Below are 21,354 nucleotides of genomic sequence, written 5' to 3' on the forward strand. Positions count from 1 at the left end.
CCTCCTTAAGCCGATTTCGTGTTCATGAGCTGGCGGCCCACGGGCAGGTGCCGCAGACGCTGGCCCGTGGCCGCGTAGATCGCATTGGTCACCGCGGGCGCAAGCGCCGCCGTGCCCGGCTCGCCGATCCCGCCTGGCGCTTCGGCGCTCGGCACGATGTGTACTTCGATCACCGGCGCTTCGTCGATGCGCAAGATGCGGTAGTCGGTGAAATTGCGCTGCTGCACGCGCCCGCGCTCAATCGTGATCTCGCTATAGAGCGCCGCCGAAATGCCGAACACAATGCCACCCTGCACCTGCGCCTCGATGGTGGTCGGGTTCACGACCATGCCGCAATCGACGGCCGCGACCACGCGGTTCACGCGCACTTCGCCGTCGGTCACGCTCACGTCGGCGACCATCGCGAAGAAGCTGCCGAACGCGTGCATCACGGACACGCCGCGCCCCTGCCCCTTCGGCATGGGCGGCCCCCAGTTGGCGGCGCGCGTGGCGACGTCGAGCACGCCCAGCGCGCGCGGCGACTTGCCGAGCAGGTTGCGCCGGTACTGCACCGGATCGGTCTTCGCGGCCACGGCGCATTCGTCGATGAAGCTCTCCACCACGAAGGTGCCGCGCGTCGGCCCGACGCCGCGCCAGAACGCCGTGGGCACCGTATGCGGCTCCTGGCGCACGTATTCGACCAGCTGGTTGGGCAGGTCGTAGGGCAGATCGGCGGCCACTTCGACGGCGTCCGGGTCGATGCCGTTCTTGAACGCGGGCGGAGCGAAGCGCGCGATCACGGACGAGCCGACGATGCGGTGCTGCCACGCCACCGGCTTGCCGTTGGCGTCCAGTCCGGCCGAAATCCTGTCGTAGTAGAACGGCCGGTACATGTCGTGCTGGATGTCTTCTTCGCGCGTCCAGAACACCTTGACCGGCGTGCTCACCTGCTTGCCGACCTTGAGCGCCTGCGTGATCGCATCGACCTCCAGGCGCCGCCCGAAGCCGCCGCCCAGCAAGTGGTTGTGCAGCACGATCTGTTCGGGCTTGAGGCCGGTGACGGCCACGCCTGCATCGACGGCGCGCGTGGGCACCTGGGTGCCGACCCAGATCTCGCAGGCGTCGGCGCGCACGTGCACGGTGCAGTTGATCGGCTCCATCGTCGCGTGCGCAAGGAAGGGCTGCTGGTAGACCGCATCGACGCGCGTTTTCGCGCCGCCGAACGCCTGCTGCACGTCGCCGTCCTTGCGCGCGACCGCGCCGGGCTGCTGCTGCGCCGCATTGGCGAGGTCGCCGACGATCTGCTTCATCGACAGGTTTGCCGCCGCGCCTTCGTTCCACTCGATCACGAGCGCCGCCGCGCCGCGCTTCGCGGCCCACGTGTGCGCGCCGATCACGGCCACGCCGTTGTCGATCCTGACGACCTGCGTGACGCCGGGCACCTGCTTCGCGTGGGTGTCGTCCACGCGCGCGAGCGTGCCGCCGAACACCGGACAGTTGACGATGGCCGCGTAGACCATGCCGGGCAGGCGCACGTCGAGCCCGAACAGCGCCGAGCCATCGACTTTTTCCGGCGAATCGAGCCGCCGCGTCGGCTTGCCGATGATGGTGAAATCCTTCGGATTCTTGAGCGTCACGTTTTGCGGCGCGGGCAGTTTGGCCGCCGCGTCGACCAGCTGGCCATAGGACGCGCGCCGCCCGCTCGCGTCGTGCAGCACTTCGCCGTTCTTCGCGTGACACGCGGCGGGATCGACCTGCCATTGCTGCGCCGCCGCCGCGATGAGCACCACGCGCGCCGTCGCGCCCGCGCGGCGCATCGGCTCCCATGCATAGCGGATCGAAGTCGAGCCGCCCGTCAACTGGCCGCCGAGCAGCGGGTCGGAGAAAAGCTTCGCATCGGGCGGCGCGTGATCCAGCGTCACGCTGTCGAGCGGCACTTCGAGCTCTTCCGCTATCAGCATCGGAATCGATGTGTACACGCCCTGCCCCATCTCCACCTTGGGGATGATGAGCGTGACCTTGCCGGTGCGGTCGATCTGCACGAAGGCGTTCGGCTCGAACACGCCGTCCTGCGGCGCTTCGTTGCCGTCGCCGCCCACAACCGATTTACGCGCCGCGCTGTCGCCCTGCGCACCCGCATCGAAACTGAAACCGAGCAGCAGGCCGCCGCCCGCCGCCGCGCCCAGCTTCAGGAAGCCGCGCCGCGACATCCCCGCAACGGACGCCGCGCGTGTTGCACCGTTCTGCGCATCGAGAAGACCTTGTGACATCGCTCAGGCCTCCTTCGCGGCTTGCTTGATAGCCGCGCGGATGCGGCTATAGGTGCCGCAGCGGCAGATGTTGCCGGTCATGGCGGCGTCGATATCCGCGTCGGTGGGGTTCGGGTTCTGCGCGATCAGCGCCGCCGCCGCCATCACCTGGCCCGACTGGCAGTAGCCGCACTGCACCACGTCGATCTCGCGCCACGCCTTCTGCACTTTCTGCCCGGCGGGCGTCGCGCCCACGGCCTCGATGGTCGTGATCTTGCGGCCTTCGAGCGCCGCGACCGGCAGCACGCAGGAGCGCGTGGCCTCGCCGTCCAGATGCACGGTGCAGGCGCCGCATTGCGCAATGCCGCAGCCGAACTTGGTGCCCGTCAGCCCGATGATGTCGCGCAGCACCCAGAGCAAAGGCATGTCGGGGGGCGCGTCGATGGTGTGGGTCTCGCCATTGATGGTTAGCGTCGTCATGAGGCGGCTCTCCGGTGTGGGGATGATTCGATGATTGTTGACTGCATTCGATCAATCGAAGGCCATGCGTGCGCGTTGTTCCAGCAGCGTGCGCAAATCGTGGGGCGTTTGCGCATACGGCACGCGAATGCGGCCTTGCAAGGACTGCGCGAGTGTAGCGCCGACATTATTTGCGCGCTGTTAAGCGCGCCTGGCCGTGCGTTCGGGGTGCGTCTGGAAGCGGCCTGGAAGCGGCCTGGAAGCGGCCTGGAACGCACCGTCCGCGCCATGACGACATGCGATTTGACGTTGCGCTACCATCCCTTGAAGCCGCGCCCTATCGAGCGCATATACGCACCTTCATGCACCCCGATGTACTCCAAGGAGCCGCCACGATGGACGAAGCCCGCGCGATTCAATTTCTCTCCGAAGTCCGCAAGCCGCTGCTCAATCTACACAAGGCGATGCTCGACCACGAGCGCGCCGAATACGAGCGCGAGTTCGGGCCCACCACGCCCGCGGCCTTTCTGCAGGTGCTCATCAACGGCACGGGATTTCGCTGGCTGATGCCGCTCTCGACGGTGATCGCCAACGTCGACGAAACGCTGGATGCAAAGGACGCCCAGCCCGAAGACCGCATCGGCGCGGCCGAAGGCGTGACGGGGCTCTTTTCCGGCGAGGAATCGGCGGAATTCTTCGAGCGCTATCAGGCGCTCCTGCAGAAGAGCCCGGAAGTGCTGCAACTGCACGGCGTGGTCGCGCAGTTGCTCAATGGGCTGAAGAACTGAGGCTCCGGCCCAGGCCTTGAAGGCCGCGCGTCATGACTCACAGGTCGCGCGCGGCTTTCTTCGCGGCGCTCAGGCGCCGCCACAAAGTCGTCTTGCTGATGCCGAGAATCGCGCACACGCGATCGCGGTCGCCGCCGCAGGCATCGAGCGCCGCCCGGATTTCATCGGCTTCCACGTTCAGGCTGCGTTCGCGCAAGGTCAGCGGTTCGATCACGCGAGCCGCTGGCGCATGGGACTCGCCCCGCGCGGTCTCGAACACCTCCGGCGCAATCGCGCGCAGCACGTCGGGCGTGAGCACATCGACGTCCGAATCGGCGAGTTCCACCACCATGCGTTCGACCACGTTCTGCAATTCGCGCACGTTGCCCGGCCACGGGTGACGTTCGAGCGCGTGGCCGATGGCGCCAAGCGCGCGCAGCGCGTCGTCCTGGGTGCGGATACGCAGCGCCACGCGCGGCTCGCGCCGCGCCGATTGCAGCAGCAGTTCCGCCGCGAGCGGCACGATATCGTCGCCGCGTTCGCGCAGCGGCGGGATCACCAGGTTGAGAATGTTCAGGCGATAGAACAGGTCGGCGCGAAAGGCCCCGCTTTCGATCTGTTCGGTCAGCGCGCGGTGCGTCGCGGCGACCACGCGCACATCGACGCGCGTGGGCTCCGTCGCGCCCAGCCGCACCACCTCGCGCTCCTGCAAGACGCGCAGCAAGCGGCTTTGCAGCGGCAACGGCATTTCGCCGATTTCATCGAGAAATAGCGTGCCGCGATGCGCGGCCTCGATCAGGCCAACCTTGCCGCCGCGCCGCGCGCCCGTAAACGCGCCCTCCTCGTAGCCGAACAGTTCGCTCTCCAGCAACGCCTCTGGAAACGCGCCGCAATTGATCGCGACAAACGGAAAGTCGCGCCGCGGGCTCTCGCGATGAATGCCCTGCGCGACCATTTCCTTGCCGGTGCCGCTTTCGCCGCGTATCAGCACGGTCGCATCGGATTTCGCGTAGCGCTGCGCCAGTTGCCGCACGCGCGCGATGCCCGCCGTCGCGCCGCTCAGGTCGCCGATCCGGTAGCGCGCCACGAACTGCTGCGTGCGCTGGCGCGAGCGCAAGGTGCGGTCGAGGCGCTCCACGGCGCGCGACTCCTGGAACGTGAGCACGGCGCCCGTCGTCATGCCGTTATCGACGAGCGGCCCGCGATGCACGACATAACTGACGCCGCGGATGGTTTCGAGCGATTCGCCATCGGCGTCGGGCAGCGCGAAAGCGATATCGGGTGCAAGCGTGGCGAGCGGCTGTCCCGCAGCCGTCGCAGGATCGATACCGAGCACGCCCGCGAGGCGCTGGTTGATCGCCTCGACACGCCCGCGCGCATCGAGCGCCACGACGCCGTCGCGCAGGTGCTGGAGCACGCTGTCCAGACGCTGGCGCCGCTGCGTTTCGCGCCACGTCGCCTGCACGACTTCCAGCGCATTGTCGAAAGCCGCCCGCACGGACGAGCGCGAATACACGAAGAACGGCACGAGGCCAAAGCGCGCCGCCAGGTCGTTCACATGGCCCGGCCCGACCACCGCGCCCACGCCGCGATCGCGCAGGTCGAGCACGCAGGCTTCCGCGTCCTGCACGGTGCGATAGGAAGCGAACACCACGTCGATGCCATAGGCGCTCGCAAAGCGGCGCACTTCCATTGGCGTTTCGCCATAGGTCACCAGCGCGACCAGGTCGGCTTCCCGACGGGCGCGCGCCAGCGCCTGCATCACGTCGAATCCGGTGGGCTGCACCAGCACCACGGGCAGGTCGATGCGCGCCTTCAGGTAGGTGCCGTTCGAGCCGGCGGCCACGACCACGTCGGGGCGCTGGTTGGGGCCCGCCGCCGCGATTTCCGCGACCGCTTCCTCGAAGCCGCGCGGCACCACGCGCAGGTCGGCGAGTTCGTCGTACTCGCCCGCGATATCGCGAAACAGGTCGCGCAGGCGGCTGATGCCCATCGCCCAGACGCGCGGGCGGAAGGGCTCGGAGGCAGCGGGGAAACGGTTGTGCGGGTTGAGCGGGTTGATCGGATTCACGTCGGCTCGCAAGGCAATGTCACGCGGGATTTCACGCAGTGTTTCATTATCGCGCTTCGATTTCATATTTGAAATCTCAATTTCACAGCAGAAATCGGGGCGAGAACCCCGGCGGCGGAGTTCAGGCGCAAAATCAACGCCTTAGGCAACGCAACGCTCACTGCCTGCGCGCTGGCACGGTATCTGCACTATCAGCGCCGATTCCTTCGGAGACTTCACGCATGAACAGCAAAATCCCCGCAAGCGCCGGCGCGAAATTCCGCGCGGCCGTGGCTGCCGAACAACCGTTGCAGGTCGTGGGCGCGATCACCGCCTACGCCGCCAAGCTCGCCGAGCAAACCGGCTTCAAGGCCGTCTATCTGTCGGGCGGCGGCGTGGCCGCCAACTCGCTGGGCGTGCCGGACCTGGGCATCAGCACGATGGACGACGTGCTGATCGACGCACGCCGCATCACCGACGCCGTGAGCATCCCGCTGATGGTCGACATCGACACCGGCTGGGGCGGCGCCTTCAACATCGCGCGCACGATCAAGTCGTTCATCAAGGCCGGCGTCGCAGCCGTGCACATGGAAGACCAGGTCGGCCAGAAGCGCTGCGGCCATCGCCCGAACAAGGAAGTCGTGCCGATCGACGAGATGGTCGACCGCGTGAAGGCCGCCGTGGACGCGCGCACCGACGACGGCTTCGTCATCATGGCGCGCACCGACGCGGCCGCAGCCGAAGGCATCGACTCCGCGATCGAGCGCGCCGTCGCCTACGTGGAAGCGGGCGCGGACATGATCTTCCCCGAAGCCATGAAGACGCTCGACGACTATCGCCGCTTCAAGGCCGCCGTGAAGGTGCCGATCCTCGCGAACCTGACCGAATTCGGCTCGACGCCGTTCTTCACGGTCGACGAACTCAAGAGCGCCAACGTCGATATCGCGCTCTACTGCTGCGGCGCCTACCGCGCCATGAACGCAGCCGCGCTGAACTTCTACGAGACGGTCAAGCGCGACGGCACGCAAAAAGCGGCGGTTTCGACGATGCAGTCGCGCGAAGACCTGTACAAATACCTCGGCTATCACGAATACGAAGACAAGCTCGACGCGCTGTTTGCATCGAAGAAGTAAGCGCGCGCCCCACTAATTGCCTATCAGATCGAGAGAGGAAGACACCATGAGCGAAACGGACAACACCACGCAAAGCGCAGGCGGTTTCAAGCCGAAGAAGTCGGTCGCGCTGTCGGGCGTGGCGGCGGGCAACACGGCGCTGTGCACCGTGGGCCGCACGGGCAACGACCTGCACTATCGCGGCTACGACATTCTTGACCTCGCGACGGCCTGCGAGTTCGAGGAAGTCGCTTATCTGCTGGTGCACGGCAAGCTGCCGAACAGCGCCGAACTGGCCGCCTACAAGACGAAGCTGAAGTCGCTGCGCGGCCTGCCCGCGAACGTGAAGGCGGCGCTCGAATGGGTGCCCGCATCGGCGCACCCGATGGACGTGATGCGCACGGGCGTGTCCGTGCTCGGCACCGTGCTGCCGGAGAAGGACGACCACAACCTGCCGGGCGCGCGCGACATCGCCGACCGCCTGATGGCTTCGCTCGGCTCGATGCTGCTGTACTGGTATCACTACTCGCACAACGGCAAGCGTATCGAAGTGGAAACCGACGACGACTCGATCGGCGGCCACTTCCTGCACCTGCTGCATGGCGTGGAGCCGTCGAAGTCGTGGGTCGATGCAATGCACGTTTCGCTCAACCTCTACGCCGAACACGAGTTCAACGCGTCGACCTTCACGGGCCGCGTGATCGCGGGCACGGGCGCGGACATCTACTCGGCGATCACGGGCGCGATTGGCGCGCTGCGCGGCCCGAAGCATGGCGGCGCGAACGAAGTGGCGTTCGAAATCCAGTCGCGCTACGAAGACCCGGACCAGGCGGAAGCCGACATCCGCGCGCGCGTCGAGAAGAAGGAAGTCGTGATCGGCTTCGGCCATCCGGTCTATACGATCTCCGACCCGCGCAACAAGGTCATCAAGGAAGTCGCGAAGAAGCTGTCGAAAGAACAGTCGAACCTGAAGCTGTTCGATATCGCCGAGCGCCTCGAATCGACGATGTGGGAAATCAAGAAGATGTTCCCGAACCTCGACTGGTTCAGCGCGGTTTCGTATCACATGATGGGCGTGCCGACGGCGATGTTCACGCCGCTCTTCGTGATCGCGCGCACCGCAGGCTGGAGCGCGCACATCATCGAACAGCGCGTCGACAACAAGATCATTCGCCCGAGCGCCAACTACACCGGCCCGGAGAACCTGAAGTTCGTGCCGATCAACAAGCGTTGATCCTGCATTGCTAGCCATCTGGCTAATGGGAAACGGAGACTGGCGCGCGTAGCGTTGCGCCAGTTTCCGCCCGCTTACTACATATTGGTCCCCAGCCGTGAATACTGCCCACCGCAAGCCTCTTCCCGGCACCCGGCTCGATTACTTCGACGCGCGCGAAGCCGTCGAAGCGATCCAGCCCGGCGCCTGGGACACGTTGCCCTACACCTCGCGCGTGCTCGCCGAAAACCTCGTGCGCCGCTGCGAGCCGGCTACCCTCGCCGCGTCGCTCGAACAGCTCATCGAGCGCAAGCGCGACCTCGATTTCCCGTGGTTTCCGGCGCGCGTCGTCTGCCATGACATCCTGGGCCAGACCGCGCTCGTCGACCTGGCGGGCCTGCGCGACGCCATCGCCGATCAGGGCGGCGACCCCGCCAAGGTCAACCCGGTCGTACCGGTTCAACTGATCGTCGACCACTCGCTCGCCGTGGAATGCGGCGGCTTCGACCCGCAGGCGTTCGAGAAGAACCGCGCGATTGAAGACCGGCGCAACATCGACCGCTTCGACTTCATCAACTGGACGAAGAAAGCGTTCAAGAACGTCGACGTGATTCCGCCCGGCAACGGCATCATGCACCAGATCAATCTGGAGAAAATGTCGCCGGTGATCGGCGTGACGGACGGCGTTGCCTATCCGGACACCTGCGTCGGCACCGACAGCCACACGCCGCACGTGGATGCGCTGGGCGTCATCGCCATTGGCGTGGGCGGCCTGGAAGCCGAAAACGTGATGCTGGGCCGCGCCTCGTGGATGCGCCTGCCGGATATCGTCGGCGTGGAGCTGACAGGCAAGCGCCAGCCGGGCATCACGGCGACCGACGTCGTGCTCGCGCTCACCGAATTCCTGCGCAAGGAAAAGGTCGTGGGTGCGTACCTGGAGTTCCGAGGCGAAGGCGCGTCGAGCCTCACGCTGGGCGACCGTGCCACGATCTCGAATATGGCGCCCGAGTACGGCGCCACGGCGGCGATGTTCTTCATCGACAACCAGACGCTCGACTACCTGCGCCTCACGGGCCGCGAGGAAGAACAGGTCAAGCTGGTCGAGACCTACGCGAAGACCGCTGGTTTGTGGGCCGATGCGCTTGCGCACGCGCAGTACGAGCGCACGCTGACGTTCGACCTGTCGAGCGTCGTGCGCAATATGGCTGGCCCGTCGAACCCGCACAAGCGCCTGCCGACCTCGGCACTGGCCGAGCGCGGCATTGCGGGCAAGTGGGAAGAGACGCCGGGCCAGATGCCGGACGGCGCGGTCATCATCGCCGCGATCACGAGCTGCACGAATACCAGCAACCCGCGCAACGTGATTGCCGCCGCGCTGCTCGCGCGCAACGCGAACGCGCGCGGCCTGACGCGCAAACCGTGGGTGAAGAGTTCGCTGGCGCCGGGATCGAAGGCGGTCGAACTGTACCTGGAAGAATCGAAGCTGCTGCCGGACCTGGAAAAGCTGGGCTTTGGCATTGTCGCGTTTGCGTGTACGACGTGTAACGGCATGTCGGGCGCGCTCGACCCGAAGATCCAGCAGGAGATCGTCGATCGCGACCTGTATGCGACGGCGGTGCTCTCGGGCAACCGCAACTTCGACGGCCGCATTCATCCGTATGCGAAGCAGGCGTTCCTGGCCTCGCCGCCGCTGGTCGTGGCGTATGCGATTGCGGGCACGATCCGCTTCGACATCGAAAAGGATGCGCTGGGCAAGGATCAGAACGGCGAGCCGGTTTACCTGAAGGATCTCTGGCCGAGCGACGAGGAGATCGACGCGATCGTGGCGCAGAGCGTGAAGCCCGAGCAGTTCCGCAAGGTGTACGAACCGATGTTCGCGGTGACGGCGCAAAGCGGCGAGACGACGGAACCGCTTTACGACTGGCGCGCGCAGAGCACGTATATTCGTCGCCCGCCGTACTGGGAAGGCGCGCTTGCGGGCGAGCGCACATTGCGTGGACTGCGACCGTTGGCGGTGCTGGGCGACAACATCACGACGGATCACCTTTCGCCGTCGAATGCGATCCTGGCGGACAGCGCGGCGGGTGAATACCTCGCGAAAATGGGCTTGCCCGAAGAGGACTTCAACTCGTACGCGACGCACCGCGGCGACCACTTGACGGCGCAGCGCGCGACCTTCGCGAACCCGACGCTCATCAACGAGATGGCGGTGGTGGACGGCGTGGTGAAGAAGGGATCGCTGGCGCGCGTGGAGCCGGAAGGCAAGGTTACGCGCATGTGGGAAGCGATTGAAACCTACATGGAGCGCAAGCAGCCGCTGATCATCGTTGCGGGCGCGGACTATGGCCAGGGATCGTCGCGTGACTGGGCGGCCAAGGGTGTGCGGCTGGCGGGTGTGGAGGCGATCGTGGCGGAAGGATTCGAGCGGATCCACCGTACGAACTTGATCGGCATGGGCGTATTGCCGCTGGAGTTCAAGGCGGGCACGAACCGCACGACGCTGGGGATTGACGGCACGGAAACGTTCGACGTGACTGGAGAGCGCAAACCGCGTGCAGATCTGACGCTCGTGATCGAACGCAAGAACGGCGAGCGGGTGGAAGTGCCGGTGACATGCAGACTGGACACGGCTGAGGAAGTGTCGATCTACGAAGCGGGCGGCGTGCTGCAACGATTTGCGCAGGACTTCCTGGAGTCATCACAGGCCGCCTGACCACGGAATAGCCCCTCTCCCTGGGGAGAGGGGAAAGGGGAAAGGTGAGAATGAGCAAGACGACCCAACTAGAGCAAGCCCGGCACCTCCGCAAGAACATGACGGAAGCTGAACGCCTGCTCTGGCGCCACCTCCGGGCTCACCGTCTTTGCGGCGAAAAATTCCGTCGCCAGCATCCCATCGGCCCTTACATCGTCGATTTCATGCATTGCGGCGCCCGCGTCGTCATCGAAGCCGACGGCGGACACCACAACGGCAGCGCGAGCGATGTAGCGCGCGATGCGTGGTTTCGGAGCCGGGGGTTCACCGTGCTGCGCTTCTGGAACAACGAGGTATTGCAGAACACCGACGGCGTGCTTGAGGCGATTCTTAAAGCAGTCAACGGAGCCGCGCTTTCCCCCTCTCCCCCAGCCCCTCTCCCTTCAGGGAGAGGGGAGGTAAAAACATTGGGATTTTTATGAGCCATCTGCCACAAATCAAGATTGCCGCCACCTACATGCGCGGCGGCACCAGCAAGGGCGTCTTCTTCCGCCTTCAGGATCTGCCCGCGTCCGCGCAGCAACCCGGCCCGGCTCGCGACAAACTCCTCATGCGCGTCATCGGCAGCCCCGATCCCTACGGCAAGCAGATCGACGGCATGGGCGGCGCAACCTCCAGCACCAGCAAAACCGTCATCGTCGCCAAAAGCACCCGCCCCAACCACGACGTCGATTATCTGTTCGGCCAGGTCGCCATCGATAAAGCCTTCGTCGACTGGAGCGGCAACTGCGGCAACCTCTCGGCGGCAGTCGGCCCGTTCGCCATCAGCAACGGCCTCGTCGACCCGGCCCGCGTGCCCGATAACGGCATCGCCACTATCCGCATCTGGCAAGCCAATATCGGCAAGACCATCGTCGCGCACGTGCCCATCACCAACGGCCACGTGCAGGAAACCGGCGACTTCGAACTCGACGGCGTGACCTTCCCCGCCGCCGAAGTCCAGCTCGAATTCCTCGACCCCGCCGCCGAAGAAGATGGCGCGGGCGGCGCCATGTTCCCCACCGGCAATCTCGTCGACGATCTCGACGTGCCCGGCTTCGGCACCCTCAAGGCGACGATGATCAACGCCGGCATCCCGACGATCTTCGTCAACGCCGACTCAATCGGCTACACCGGCACCGAGTTGCAGGACGCCATCAACGGCGACGCGAAGGCGCTGGAGAAGTTCGAGACCCTGCGCGCGCATGGCGCGCTGCGCATGGGCCTCATCAAGCACCTCGACGAGATCGCCACGCGTCAGCACACGCCCAAGATCGCTTTCGTCGCGCGGCCAGCGGCCTACACCGCTTCGAGCGGAAAACGCGTGGAATCCGGGGACGTCGATCTGCTCGTGCGCGCGATGTCGATGGGCAAGCTCCACCACGCGATGATGGGCACGGCGGCCGTGGCAATCGGCACCGCCGCAGCGATTCCGGGCACGCTGGTGAACCTCGCGGCAGGCGGCGGCGAGCGCAACGCCGTGCGCTTCGGCCATCCGTCGGGAACGCTGCGCGTGGGCGCCGAGGCAAGCCAGCAAAACGGCGAGTGGAGCGTCACCAAGGCCATCATGAGCCGCAGCGCACGTGTGCTGATGGAAGGCTGGGTGCGGGTGCCGGCAGACGCGTTCTAAGCAGGACTCGCCGCCCAAGGCAAAACACCCTGACGCATCGCAGCGTCAGGGTGTTTTTTTGTCGCGCTGGAAATCCGCCTTCAGGCGGCCTCAGCTTTGCGGCGTCGGCAGATACGGCATCGGATCGACCGGCTTGCCGTCGCGGCGCACTTCGAACAGCACGGCCACGCGGTCGTTGCTCTCGTTGCCCATTTCGGCGATCTGCTGGCCCTGATGCACCGTGTCGCCCGTCTTGACGAGCAAACGGCGGTTGTGCGAGTACGCCGTCAGGAAGTCCTTGTTGTGCTGGACGATGATGAGGCTGCCGTATTCGTTCAACCCGGTGCCCGCGTACATGACCTTGCCGTCGGCGGCGGCCAGCACGGGATCTCCTGCCTTGCCGCCGATCTCGATGCCGCGCGTGGTGCCCGGCTCGAACGGCTCCACCACATGTCCGCGCGCCGGCCACATGAGCGCCACGCTGTTGGCATGACGCCCGACTTCCGCGGCCACCGCGCGGCTTTGCGCCGTGCTTTGCGCCGTGTTAGCCGCCGACGCTGCCCCGGCAGGTGCGGGCGCGGCCTGCTGCACGATGATCGTCTGCGTCGACACCAGCTTCAGCGACTGGCCCGCGCGCAGGCGGCCGTTCTTCAAGTGGTTCCAGGCCGTCAGATCCCTGACCGAAACGTTATGCGCCGATGCGATGCGTTGCAGCGAGTCGCCACGGCGCACGCGCACGTAAGTAGTTTTAGTGACGGTGCGCTTGACCGGCGCGCTCGCCGCCTGCTGCGCGGCGGCGCTGGCGGCGTCCGACGCCGGGCTCGCGGCCGCCGACGGATCGGGTTGCGGCTGCGGCGCCTGCGGGTCGCTAACGTTAGCGCACGCGCCCAGCAAAAGGGTCAAACCGAGGCCTGCCAGCCCCGCCCAAAAACGTGCCAGACCGGAGGCGGCTTGCCCCGAGCGATCCTCGTACATATTCGTTGCTCCTTGTTACAGCGGCGTGCGCTCGCTTCGGTCGGCAATGGGCGGTTTGCTGCGTGCTAACGCGCTCCCGCTCTAACCTCATCGACACGAAACCCTGCGCCCGACCCGCTTACTTCTTCGTTCAAATTGCGTGCTTTATCGAATAAAAGCGCCCAGCGTCGCACAACTCCTCTTCGCGCGACCACGCTCCATCTCAAAAGCGATCCGGCATTGTAATGCGCATTTCATAGGCAGCATTCAGGCCACTACACTTCGATACAACTCTTGCGCACCTGAATTTTCGCGGCTCCATCGCCCTGCCCATCGCGCCAGATCGTGCCCCTTATCTCTTCTGCATAACGGCAGGCTGCGCGAGAACTTGAACCCGCTTCGTTGCGCGCTATGCGTGCCTTATCCGTATGGCCAACATCCGGTTCAGCGCACTGAAAGCCCTTTGAAATTAAGGTAGTATTGCCCACATCCCGGTAGAATCCGCCCCACTGGAACCTCACCGCGTCAATCGGGTCATTTCCTGGGCAACCTGCGGACTTCGTCCATCGCGGGTTACATTCCGTCGTCACCGACTTTATTCGCCGCTGCCCCGCGCAGCCGCCGCCGTCGAGCCTTCGCTCCGGCAGCGGGCCCTCGCAGCGTTTTTTTGCATGCGCCAGCACGGCCGTGCGCGCCATTGGGTGCGCCAGCCAGGCGGCGCCGGATCCATGTCACAGTCATCCAATCGTCTTGTCGAGCTCGACTTCTTTCGCGGGCTCGTTTTGCTGATCATCGTCGTCGACCACATCGGCGGCAGCATCCTGTCGCGCGTCACACTGCACGCCTACGCGCTGTGCGACGCGGCAGAAGTGTTCGTGTTCCTCGGCGGCTTCGCCACGGCCACGGCCTGGGCCGCGCTCAGCGCGCGCCGCACCGAAGCCGCCGCGCGCCAGCGCTTCATCAAGCGCGCGTTCGAGATCTATCGCGCCTTCGTGGTGACTGCGCTGCTCATGCTGCTGGTGACGGCGATCCTCGTCGCCTGCAATGTCGATGCCCCCAATCTCGCCACCACCGATCTCGACGACCTGACGCTCGCACCCGCCGCCGCGCTGCGCGACATCGTGCTGCTGCGCCGCCAGCCCTATCTGGCCGGCGTGCTGCCGATGTACGCGTGCTTCGCGCTGGCCGCGCCGCTTGCACTGCCGCTGGCGCGCTCGCGGCCGTGGATCCTGGCGGCGATCAGCCTCGCGCTGTGGGGCGTCGCGCCGCATCTCACGCCGTATCTCCCGCACGTCGACGACGTCAACTGGGACTTCAACCCGTTCGCGTGGCAACTGCTGTTCTTCGCCGGCGCGATCGCCCAGGCGCAGCCGGTGTTTCAGAGCGTGACCGCGCGGCCCAAATTCGGCGCGATCGTGACGATGCTCGCGCTCGCCGTGGTGGCCGCCGCCGCGATCTACCGCCTGCATCTGGGCAACACCGCGCTCGACGCCGACTTCAAGCGCAATCTCGCGTGGTTCCGCGCGCTCAACTTCTTCGGCATTGCGTGGCTGACGGCGCACGCGATCCGGCTGGGCTGGGCGAAAAAGCTCGCCGTGGCGCTGCCGTGGATCGGCCTGGTCGGCCGCAAGGGGATGCTCTCGTTCGTGGCGGGGGCGGTGATTTCGCTGACCGTCGATTCGGTGCTGTACTGGTACACGGACGGCTATCTCGACATTCCGGCGGGCCTCGCCGCCGATGCCATCGCGCTGACCGCCCTCTTCGCCGTCGCGCGCTGCTCCGATCCGCTCAAACGCCTGCTGCCGTCGCGCGCGAAAGCGTCGGCCTGACCGGCGCAGCGGGTATCAGCGCGGCCTGGCCACTGCGCAGTAGTGCACGGGCACTGCGCCCGATCCAGGCCGCACACGACGCGGTTTCCAGCCGCCATGGCGCGCTGCTAGTATGTTGACCCCGCGCCGCAGGCGCGTCTCCACGAGCCCGCTTTCCTGCCATGCGCAGCTTCCTACGCACCGCGCCGTTCGCTTCGCCGCTGTGGCCCCTGCGCGCCGCGCTTGCGGCCTTGCTGGCCTCTGTCGCCCTCACTGCCCTCACCGGCTTCGCGGATAACGCCGCCGCCAGCACGATCGCCTCGCGCACCTTCCACGCCAACGCGCTTGAGCGCGACTGGCCTTACGTGGTCTATCTGCCCACCGGCTATCGCGCCGACGGCACGCGCTATCCCGTGCTCTATCTCCTGCACGGCAACAACGGCGAGCCGATGGACTGGGTCACGCAAGGCAGCCTGCAAGTCACCGCCGACGCGCTGATCGCCCGCCGCGAGATTCCGCCCGTCGTGATCGTCATGCCTCAAGGCGGCACCGACTGGTACGTCGATCGCAAGGAAAAGATGGAGACGGCGTTTTTCTCGGATCTGATGCCCGAGATCGAGTCGCACTTCGCCGTCGCCGATTCACGCGACGGCCGCGCGATCGGCGGCGTGTCGATGGGCGGCTTCGGCGCGCTGCGCTATACGCTGGAGCATCCCGATATGTTCTGCGGGACGATGCTGCTCTCCCCGGCGATCTATTCGGGCGATCCGCCGCTGGCCTCGTCGGCGCGGCGCGTGGGCGTGTTCGGCGAGCATCAGTTCGACTCGCACATCTGGCGCACGCTCAACTATCCGGCGCTCTGGAGCGGCTACTTCGGCCGGCCGTGGCGCGTGCCGTTCTTCATCGCCTCGGGCGACGACGACCTCGTGATCCAGGCCGAATCGTCGCTGCTCTACACGCGCCTGCGCGAGGCGAACAATCCGGCGGCGCTGCGCATCGTCGACGGCGGCCATGTCTGGCCGGTCTGGCGCGAGCTGCTGCCCGCCGCGCTCAAGTACACGCTCGCCTGCGTGCACTGAGCATCCACTAAGCGCACACTGAGCGCGCGTTCGCGCAGCCCTGCACGCGCGCGGCTTATTCCGCCCAGTTCGCCCACAGCACCATCAGCACCGTCATCAGCGCGGGGCCGATGAAAATGCCGATCAGGCCGAACGTCGTCGCGCCGCCCAAAATGCCGAACAGCACCAGCAGGAACGGCAGGCGCGTCGAGTTGCCGATCAGCACGGGCCGCACGAAATGCTCGGCGACAAACACGACTATCACGCCCGTCACCGCCACCACGATGGCGCCCACGATGCCGCCCTGCGCCGCCAGCCAGAGCGCCGCGCCGCAGAACACGAGCGGTGCGCAGAACGGCAGCATCGCCGCGATGGCCGTAATCGTGCCGAGCAGCGCCGCGTGCGGCACGCCCGCGAACATGTAGGCGATGCCGAGCAGCACGCCCTCGCCCAACCCGACCACCACGAGCCCCGTCACCGTCGCGCGCACGGCGGCCGCCATGCGCTGGAGCAACTGCGCACCGTCTGCGCCGAACGCCCGGCGCGCGCCGCGCATCACCGTGCCGGAGAGCTTCGGCCCCGCTTGCAGGATCACGAACAGCGTGACGAGCATGAAGCCGAAGGTCATCGACGCATGCACCGCGCGCGCCCCGAAGTGCCGCCCGAACGACACGATGGCGTCGCCGTGCAGGCCCTTCATCGCGGGCGATTGCTTGAGCGGCTGGGCCAGGTTGGCCTGCCACCACTCGCTTACCTGACGGCTGCCGACCGGCAGATGCGAGACGAAATCGGGCACCGGCACGCCGTTCTCCTGCGCGGCGCGCGCCCACAGGTAGAGTTCATGGGCCTCGCCGCCCGCCTGGATCGCCGTGAGCGTGATCGGCAGGACGACCAGCAGCGCGATGGCCACCGTCAGCACCGTCGCGAGCCAGGTCGTGCGGCCACGGAACAGCCGGTGGCGCTCCGTGGCCTGGTACGCCGGCCAGAGGACGATGGCGAGCACGCACGCCCACGCGACAGCGGGCAGGAATTCGCGCACGACCCACAGGGCGAGCAGGACGAGCACGGCGTACAAGGCGGCCGAGGCGGCGCGCTGGAGTTTTTGCTCGTTTGCGGAGTTCGGAGCAGGCGGGCGATGAATCATGTAACCTCGTGAAAATTCTGCAGGACAGTCATTGTCCGGGCGGCGAGACGAGCCGCCAGCATAAGGGCGACAGACCAAAAACGCGACTCAACTGCCCTCGCCCGGCGCGGTTTTCAGTCTGATCCGCGCCAGCCTCCAGCGTTCCAAACCCCTCCCGACGCCCCACTTCAGGCCGATTTTCATGTCGCGCCTCGCACAACACTGCGTTGCACAAATTCGAAGGGTCGGGTCTCGATCGCCCGCAAACCCGCATTCCTTCGTTAACCCGTATATGTGCCAGATCGATTGTTGCCGATTTTGGAATGGTGTTTCAACGGCGACACAATGGCACTTGACGCTTTAGAGGAATACATTGCGGCAACCCCACTTACGGAGCCGACAATGAAGAAAAAAGCGTGCCTCGCGCTTGACGGAGCCAACGGTGAACGCATCGAAATCCTCGAACAAACGGATTCCGCGCTCGTGATCCGCTGGGTGGAACCTGGCCGTTGTCATTATGGCGAACAGCGCTGGCGCCGCCGCTCGGCGCATACGTCGGGCACTTGCGCCGTCTCGCGCCGCAAGATCCGCCGCGGCGACGCCGTGTTCAAACCGGCTGAGCGCCCCGCGCCGCTCAATGCGTCGGTGATGATCGCGGCCGAAGTGTTCGGCGATCTGGTTGCCAACGTGCCGTATAGCGAAGCGGCCTGAGCCGCCTCAGGCAGGGTCGAAGCGGCTGCATTTCAGGCCAGCGGCGACAAAGCGATTAGGTGAGATTCCCGTAATAATCGCGATCCAGACGATCGCAAACGCCTCAGGCGAACACGGACGACTCCCGACGCTGCTTTAGCCGCTTTAGCCACGCAGGCCGCCTTATCCGCCACGAGCACCGCAAGCACCGCAGCCGCCAGGCTCAACCGCTGTAGCCCACCGCCTGCCGCACCGTGGCAAGCGAAATCGGCCGCCCGAGATAGCGCGCCGTCATCCCAGCCGACTCCTCGCCCAGCGCAGCCACGCGCGCGAGCACGTCGGCGTCGAACGGCACCGCGCGCGGCCCCGAGCGGTCAACATGCAGCAACAGCTGCTCGCTCGCGCTGACAGGCTTTTCGCCTTCTGCGCCGCCTTCTGCGCCGTCTTCGGCGAACATCTCCAGATAGACCCGCACGCGCTTCGCGTCGTGCTCCAGCACCCACACATCGACCCGCAGCGGCGTGCCCTCTTTCACCTCGCGCAGATAGTTCACGTGCGCTTCGAGCGTGTACATCGATTGAGCGCGCGCCTCGCGCCGCGCGTGATCGAGCCCGATCGCGTCGAGCAGCAAATCGGTCGCCTGGCTGTAGATCAGCATGTAGAACGCATCGCGCAGATGGCCGTTGTAATCGACCCATTGCGCGCGCACGCGTTCGCGGTAGACGACGCTGGTGACGTGGTCGCTCATCTCTCCTCCTGTGTGCAGCTCCGTGCGGAGCGGCGCATCCAGTTTACTCATAGCGCCAGACCCATAGGGCCAAACCCATCGCGCCGTCGCGGCCACCGGCAAACGCGCAGGCACGCGCGCTGCCTCTGCGCTACTCTGAGCTAACGCAGAGCGATCCGATCGCAAGGAACCGGCCATGGCAGAAAACTCACGTCCGCAGTCCGACTCACGTTCAGACGTCAAACCCGACGCCAAACCCTACATCCAGCCCGATTTCCAGCCTTTCTCGCTCGACGTCATGCTGGAGAAGTACGCCAAAGGCGACGAGCGCAGCGCCGACGACATCTATCGCCGCGTCGCCCACGGCGTCGCGCAGGCCGAGCCGCCCGCACTGCGCGCCGAAATCGAGGCGCGCTTCGCCGACAACCTGCGCCACGGTGCGCTGGGCGCGGGCCGCATCATGAGCGCGGCGGGCACCGGCATCGAAGCCACGCTGATCAACTGCTTCGTCCAGCCCGTGGGCGACGCCATCCAGGGCGTCGACGACGAAGGCCGCCCCGGCATCTACGTCGCGCTGCTGCAGGCCGCCGAAACCATGCGGCGCGGCGGCGGCGTGGGCTACAACTTCTCGGCGATCCGGCCGCGCGGCGCGCTCGTGCATTCGACGGGATCGAGCGCCTCGGGGCCGTGCAGCTATATCGACGTGTTCGACGCCTCGTGCCGCACCGTCGAAAGCGCGGGCGCGCGGCGCGGCGCGCAGATGGCCGTGCTCGACTGCGACCACCCCGACCTGCCCGAATTCATCGAGGCCAAGCATTCGAAGGGACGCTGGAACAACTTCAACGTCTCGGTGGCCGTGACCGACGCCTTCATGCGCGCCGTCGAAAACGACGAGACCTGGCAGCTCGTGCATCGCGCCGAGCCTTCGCCCGCGTTGCGCGCGGCAGGCGACCTGCGCCAGCGCGACGACGGCTTGTGGATCTACGCCGAAAAACGCGCCCGCGCGATCTGGGACACGATCATGCGCTCGACCTACGACGTCGCCGAACCGGGTGTCGTCTTCATTTCGCGCATGAACGAGGACAACAACCTGCGCGCCGTCGAAAGCATCCGGGCCACCAATCCGTGCGGCGAGCAGCCCCTGCCCGCTTACGGCTGCTGCAACCTCGGGCCGCTCGATCTCACGCGCTTCGTGCGCGATCCGTTCGCGTCGCCGTCGTTCGACTGGGACGCACTGGTTGCGCGCACAACGACACAGGTGCGTTTTCTCGACAATGTGCTGGACGTCACGCTCTGGCCGCTGCCCGAGCAGCACCAGGAAGCGATGGCCAAGCGCCGCATCGGCGTGGGCTTCACGGGGCTCGGCGATGCGCTGGTGATGCTCGGCATTCGCTACAACTCGGAGGAAGGCTGCGCGTTCGGCGCGCGCATCGGCCGCACGATGCGCGACGCCGCCTATCGCGCATCGGTCGAACTCGCGCGCGAGCGCGGCGCGTTTGCCCTGTTCGACGCCAACACGTATCTTGCGCCCGGCACCTTCGCCTCGCGCCTGCCCGACGACCTGCAAGCCGCGATCCGCACCCACGGCATTCGCAACAGCCACCTGCTGTCGATCGCGCCGACCGGCACCGTGAGCCTCGCCTTCGCCGATAACGTCTCGAACGGCATCGAACCCGCGTTCTCATGGACTTACCAGCGCACGCGCCGCATGGCCGACGGCAGCCACGAAACCTTCGCCGTCGAAGACCACGCGTGGCGCGTCTATCGCATGAAGGGCGGCGACGTGAACGCGCTGCCCGATTACTTCGTGAACGCGCTGCAAATGAGCGCGCAGGAACACGTGGCCATGATGGCGGCGGTGCAGCCCTTCGTCGATACGTCGATTTCGAAAACCGTGAACGTGCCCGCCGATTACCCGTTCGAAGCATTCGAGGATCTGTACCTGGACGCGTGGCGGCGCGGGCTCAAGGGACTGGCGACGTACCGGCCCAACGAGACGCTGGGCGCGGTGCTGCAGACTCTGCCCGTCAACGAAGACACGCCCGCCGATGCACAGAACGACGCGCTGCTCGATCCGCTGCGCGTGGCGATCGATCATCGGCCGAGAGGCGAGCTGCCCGCCGTGATCGAGAAGATCGAATACCTCACGCAGACAGGCAAGGTGTCGCTTTACGTAGCGGTGTCGTTTCTCGAAGTCACGGGCCAGGTGGGCGGCCAAACCACGACGATCGAGCGCCCCATCGAGTTCTTCATCCCCGTGGGCCAGCGCGACGAATCGCAGCAATGGATCACGGCGACGATGCGCTCGCTGTCGCTGGCCGCTCGCGGCGGCTTTGTCGCGCGCAATCTGCAGGATCTGCGCAAGGTGTCGTGGGATCGCGGCCAGGTGCGTTATGGCGAGACGCAGCGGCTCGACGGCAAGCGCACGCCGCTGTGGCACGACTCGGAAGTGGCCGCGATTGCGTATGCAATCCAGCAGATCCTGCATCGGCGCGGGTTTCTCGATGCCGAAGGCAGGCAGGTGCCGTCGCGGTTGCTGGCGCAGCGGCGCGAGGCTTCGGCTGTTTCAGCGGCGACCGTTAAGGATGACGAAGTAGATGCACGCGCAGGCGACCAGGTGCTGGACGGCCCCAATGCGCTGCCCGCCGATGCCACCTTCGGCGCGCAGCACGCGATGTTCGGCCGCAAGTGCGGTTCGTGCGGCGCGAACGCCGTCATTCGCAAGGACGGCTGCGACTTCTGCACGGCGTGCGGGGAGATCGGGGTTTGCGGGTGAGTGCGTTTCAATACGCATGAGCCATCGCATCAGCGGGGATCAGGACGCC

The 21,354-nt window shown here is 66.2% G+C and carries 17 protein-coding genes; 10 read left to right on the forward strand and 7 right to left on the reverse strand.

Annotation, left to right across the window (positions count from 1 at the left end):
• Positions 1-5 precede the first annotated feature (5 nt).
• Both BBA01S_RS28755 and BBA01S_RS28760 read right to left on the reverse strand, forming a co-directional pair.
• Positions 6-2,249, reverse strand: coding sequence for a xanthine dehydrogenase family protein molybdopterin-binding subunit (locus BBA01S_RS28755; protein ID WP_027819471.1), 2,244 nt, complete (start codon positions 2,247-2,249; stop codon positions 6-8).
• 3 nt (positions 2,250-2,252) lie between these two features.
• A complete protein-coding gene (locus BBA01S_RS28760; protein ID WP_027819472.1) occupies positions 2,253-2,708 on the reverse strand; it encodes a (2Fe-2S)-binding protein in 456 nt (151 codons plus the stop codon).
• Between the two features lie 374 nt (positions 2,709-3,082).
• On the opposite strand from BBA01S_RS28760, the gene BBA01S_RS28770 reads away from it, so the two are divergent.
• The gene (locus BBA01S_RS28770; protein WP_027819473.1) at positions 3,083-3,475 is read left to right on the forward strand and encodes a hypothetical protein; all 393 of its coding nucleotides are present in this window, start codon (positions 3,083-3,085) and stop codon (positions 3,473-3,475) included.
• A 37-nt stretch (positions 3,476-3,512) separates the two neighbouring features.
• Here the strand turns inward: BBA01S_RS28770 and prpR are convergent, their stop codons facing one another.
• Positions 3,513-5,591 (reverse strand): propionate catabolism operon regulatory protein PrpR, encoded by a 2,079-nt coding sequence (gene prpR / locus BBA01S_RS28775; RefSeq protein WP_084162602.1) that lies wholly within the window; start codon positions 5,589-5,591, stop codon positions 3,513-3,515.
• Positions 5,592-5,746: 155 nt separating this feature from the next.
• Between prpR and prpB the strand changes: the two genes are divergently transcribed.
• The 5 genes from prpB (at position 5,747) to prpF (ending at position 12,190) form a co-directional block, all read left to right on the forward strand.
• Positions 5,747-6,637, forward strand: a complete 891-nt coding sequence (gene prpB / locus BBA01S_RS28780; RefSeq protein WP_027819475.1) for a methylisocitrate lyase — start codon at positions 5,747-5,749, stop codon at positions 6,635-6,637.
• A gap of 46 nt (positions 6,638-6,683) precedes the next feature.
• A complete protein-coding gene (gene prpC, locus BBA01S_RS28785; RefSeq protein ID WP_027819476.1) occupies positions 6,684-7,850 on the forward strand; it encodes a bifunctional 2-methylcitrate synthase/citrate synthase in 1,167 nt (388 codons plus the stop codon).
• A gap of 97 nt (positions 7,851-7,947) precedes the next feature.
• Positions 7,948-10,542 carry a Fe/S-dependent 2-methylisocitrate dehydratase AcnD gene (acnD, locus tag BBA01S_RS28790; protein WP_027819477.1) on the forward strand — a complete coding sequence of 865 codons (2,595 nt, stop codon included), beginning with the start codon at positions 7,948-7,950 and terminating at the stop codon, positions 10,540-10,542.
• 50 nt (positions 10,543-10,592) lie between these two features.
• Positions 10,593-11,003: an endonuclease domain-containing protein gene (locus BBA01S_RS46150; RefSeq protein ID WP_084162603.1), complete on the forward strand. Its 411-nt coding sequence runs from the start codon at positions 10,593-10,595 to the stop codon at positions 11,001-11,003.
• Positions 11,000-12,190 carry a 2-methylaconitate cis-trans isomerase PrpF gene (gene prpF, locus BBA01S_RS28800; protein ID WP_027819479.1) on the forward strand — a complete coding sequence of 397 codons (1,191 nt, stop codon included), beginning with the start codon at positions 11,000-11,002 and terminating at the stop codon, positions 12,188-12,190. The genes BBA01S_RS46150 and prpF overlap by 4 nt, the downstream gene beginning before the upstream one ends.
• Positions 12,191-12,280: 90 nt before the next feature.
• On the opposite strand, the gene BBA01S_RS28805 is transcribed toward prpF, so the two are convergent.
• Positions 12,281-13,144: a peptidoglycan DD-metalloendopeptidase family protein gene (locus tag BBA01S_RS28805; RefSeq protein ID WP_042298063.1), complete on the reverse strand. Its 864-nt coding sequence runs from the start codon at positions 13,142-13,144 to the stop codon at positions 12,281-12,283.
• Between the two features lie 254 nt (positions 13,145-13,398).
• Positions 13,399-13,821, reverse strand: coding sequence for a hypothetical protein (locus BBA01S_RS47090; RefSeq protein WP_156966117.1), 423 nt, complete (start codon positions 13,819-13,821; stop codon positions 13,399-13,401).
• 30 nt (positions 13,822-13,851) lie between these two features.
• On the opposite strand from BBA01S_RS47090, the gene BBA01S_RS28810 reads away from it, so the two are divergent.
• Positions 13,852-14,952 (forward strand): OpgC domain-containing protein, encoded by a 1,101-nt coding sequence (locus tag BBA01S_RS28810; RefSeq protein ID WP_027819481.1) that lies wholly within the window; start codon positions 13,852-13,854, stop codon positions 14,950-14,952.
• Positions 14,953-15,113: 161 nt separating this feature from the next.
• A complete protein-coding gene (locus tag BBA01S_RS28815; RefSeq protein WP_027819482.1) occupies positions 15,114-16,010 on the forward strand; it encodes an alpha/beta hydrolase in 897 nt (298 codons plus the stop codon).
• 55 nt (positions 16,011-16,065) lie between these two features.
• Here the strand turns inward: BBA01S_RS28815 and BBA01S_RS28820 are convergent, their stop codons facing one another.
• On the reverse strand, positions 16,066-17,133 hold the full coding sequence (locus BBA01S_RS28820; RefSeq protein ID WP_027819483.1) for an AI-2E family transporter: 1,068 nt from the start codon (positions 17,131-17,133) through the stop codon (positions 16,066-16,068).
• A gap of 381 nt (positions 17,134-17,514) precedes the next feature.
• On the opposite strand from BBA01S_RS28820, the gene BBA01S_RS28825 reads away from it, so the two are divergent.
• On the forward strand, positions 17,515-17,823 hold the full coding sequence (locus BBA01S_RS28825; protein WP_027819484.1) for a DUF3331 domain-containing protein: 309 nt from the start codon (positions 17,515-17,517) through the stop codon (positions 17,821-17,823).
• A 202-nt stretch (positions 17,824-18,025) separates the two neighbouring features.
• Here the strand turns inward: BBA01S_RS28825 and BBA01S_RS28830 are convergent, their stop codons facing one another.
• The gene (locus BBA01S_RS28830) at positions 18,026-18,550 is read right to left on the reverse strand and encodes a thioesterase family protein (protein WP_027819485.1); all 525 of its coding nucleotides are present in this window, start codon (positions 18,548-18,550) and stop codon (positions 18,026-18,028) included.
• 277 nt (positions 18,551-18,827) lie between these two features.
• Here BBA01S_RS28830 and BBA01S_RS28835 point away from each other — a divergent pair, with 277 nt between their 5' ends.
• Complete coding sequence (locus tag BBA01S_RS28835; protein WP_245641624.1) at positions 18,828-21,305, forward strand: adenosylcobalamin-dependent ribonucleoside-diphosphate reductase; 2,478 nt, start codon at positions 18,828-18,830, stop codon at positions 21,303-21,305.
• Positions 21,306-21,354 lie beyond the last annotated feature (49 nt).

This window comes from Paraburkholderia bannensis NBRC 103871, from assembly GCF_000685015.1.
GTDB lineage: Bacteria > Pseudomonadota > Gammaproteobacteria > Burkholderiales > Burkholderiaceae > Paraburkholderia > Paraburkholderia bannensis.

Bases quoted from the DNA above. Each gene is read 5' to 3' on its own strand.
- prpR (WP_084162602.1), bottom strand. From the start codon at position 5,591: ATGAAATCGAAGCGCGATAATGAAACACTGCGTGAAATCCCGCGTGAC.
- BBA01S_RS28760 (WP_027819472.1), bottom strand. From the start codon at position 2,708: ATGACGACGCTAACCATCAATGGCGAGACCCACACCATCGACGCGCCC.
- BBA01S_RS28815 (WP_027819482.1), top strand. From the start codon at position 15,114: ATGCGCAGCTTCCTACGCACCGCGCCGTTCGCTTCGCCGCTGTGGCCC.
- BBA01S_RS47090 (WP_156966117.1), bottom strand. From the start codon at position 13,821: ATGGCGCGCACGGCCGTGCTGGCGCATGCAAAAAAACGCTGCGAGGGC.
- BBA01S_RS28805 (WP_042298063.1), bottom strand. From the start codon at position 13,144: ATGTACGAGGATCGCTCGGGGCAAGCCGCCTCCGGTCTGGCACGTTTT.
- prpC (WP_027819476.1), top strand. From the start codon at position 6,684: ATGAGCGAAACGGACAACACCACGCAAAGCGCAGGCGGTTTCAAGCCG.
- BBA01S_RS46150 (WP_084162603.1), top strand. From the start codon at position 10,593: ATGAGCAAGACGACCCAACTAGAGCAAGCCCGGCACCTCCGCAAGAAC.
- prpF (WP_027819479.1), top strand. From the start codon at position 11,000: ATGAGCCATCTGCCACAAATCAAGATTGCCGCCACCTACATGCGCGGC.
- BBA01S_RS28825 (WP_027819484.1), top strand. From the start codon at position 17,515: ATGAAGAAAAAAGCGTGCCTCGCGCTTGACGGAGCCAACGGTGAACGC.
- prpB (WP_027819475.1), top strand. From the start codon at position 5,747: ATGAACAGCAAAATCCCCGCAAGCGCCGGCGCGAAATTCCGCGCGGCC.
- BBA01S_RS28835 (WP_245641624.1), top strand. From the start codon at position 18,828: ATGCTGGAGAAGTACGCCAAAGGCGACGAGCGCAGCGCCGACGACATC.
- BBA01S_RS28810 (WP_027819481.1), top strand. From the start codon at position 13,852: ATGTCACAGTCATCCAATCGTCTTGTCGAGCTCGACTTCTTTCGCGGG.
- BBA01S_RS28820 (WP_027819483.1), bottom strand. From the start codon at position 17,133: ATGATTCATCGCCCGCCTGCTCCGAACTCCGCAAACGAGCAAAAACTC.
- BBA01S_RS28770 (WP_027819473.1), top strand. From the start codon at position 3,083: ATGGACGAAGCCCGCGCGATTCAATTTCTCTCCGAAGTCCGCAAGCCG.
- BBA01S_RS28830 (WP_027819485.1), bottom strand. From the start codon at position 18,550: ATGAGCGACCACGTCACCAGCGTCGTCTACCGCGAACGCGTGCGCGCG.
- BBA01S_RS28755 (WP_027819471.1), bottom strand. From the start codon at position 2,249: ATGTCACAAGGTCTTCTCGATGCGCAGAACGGTGCAACACGCGCGGCG.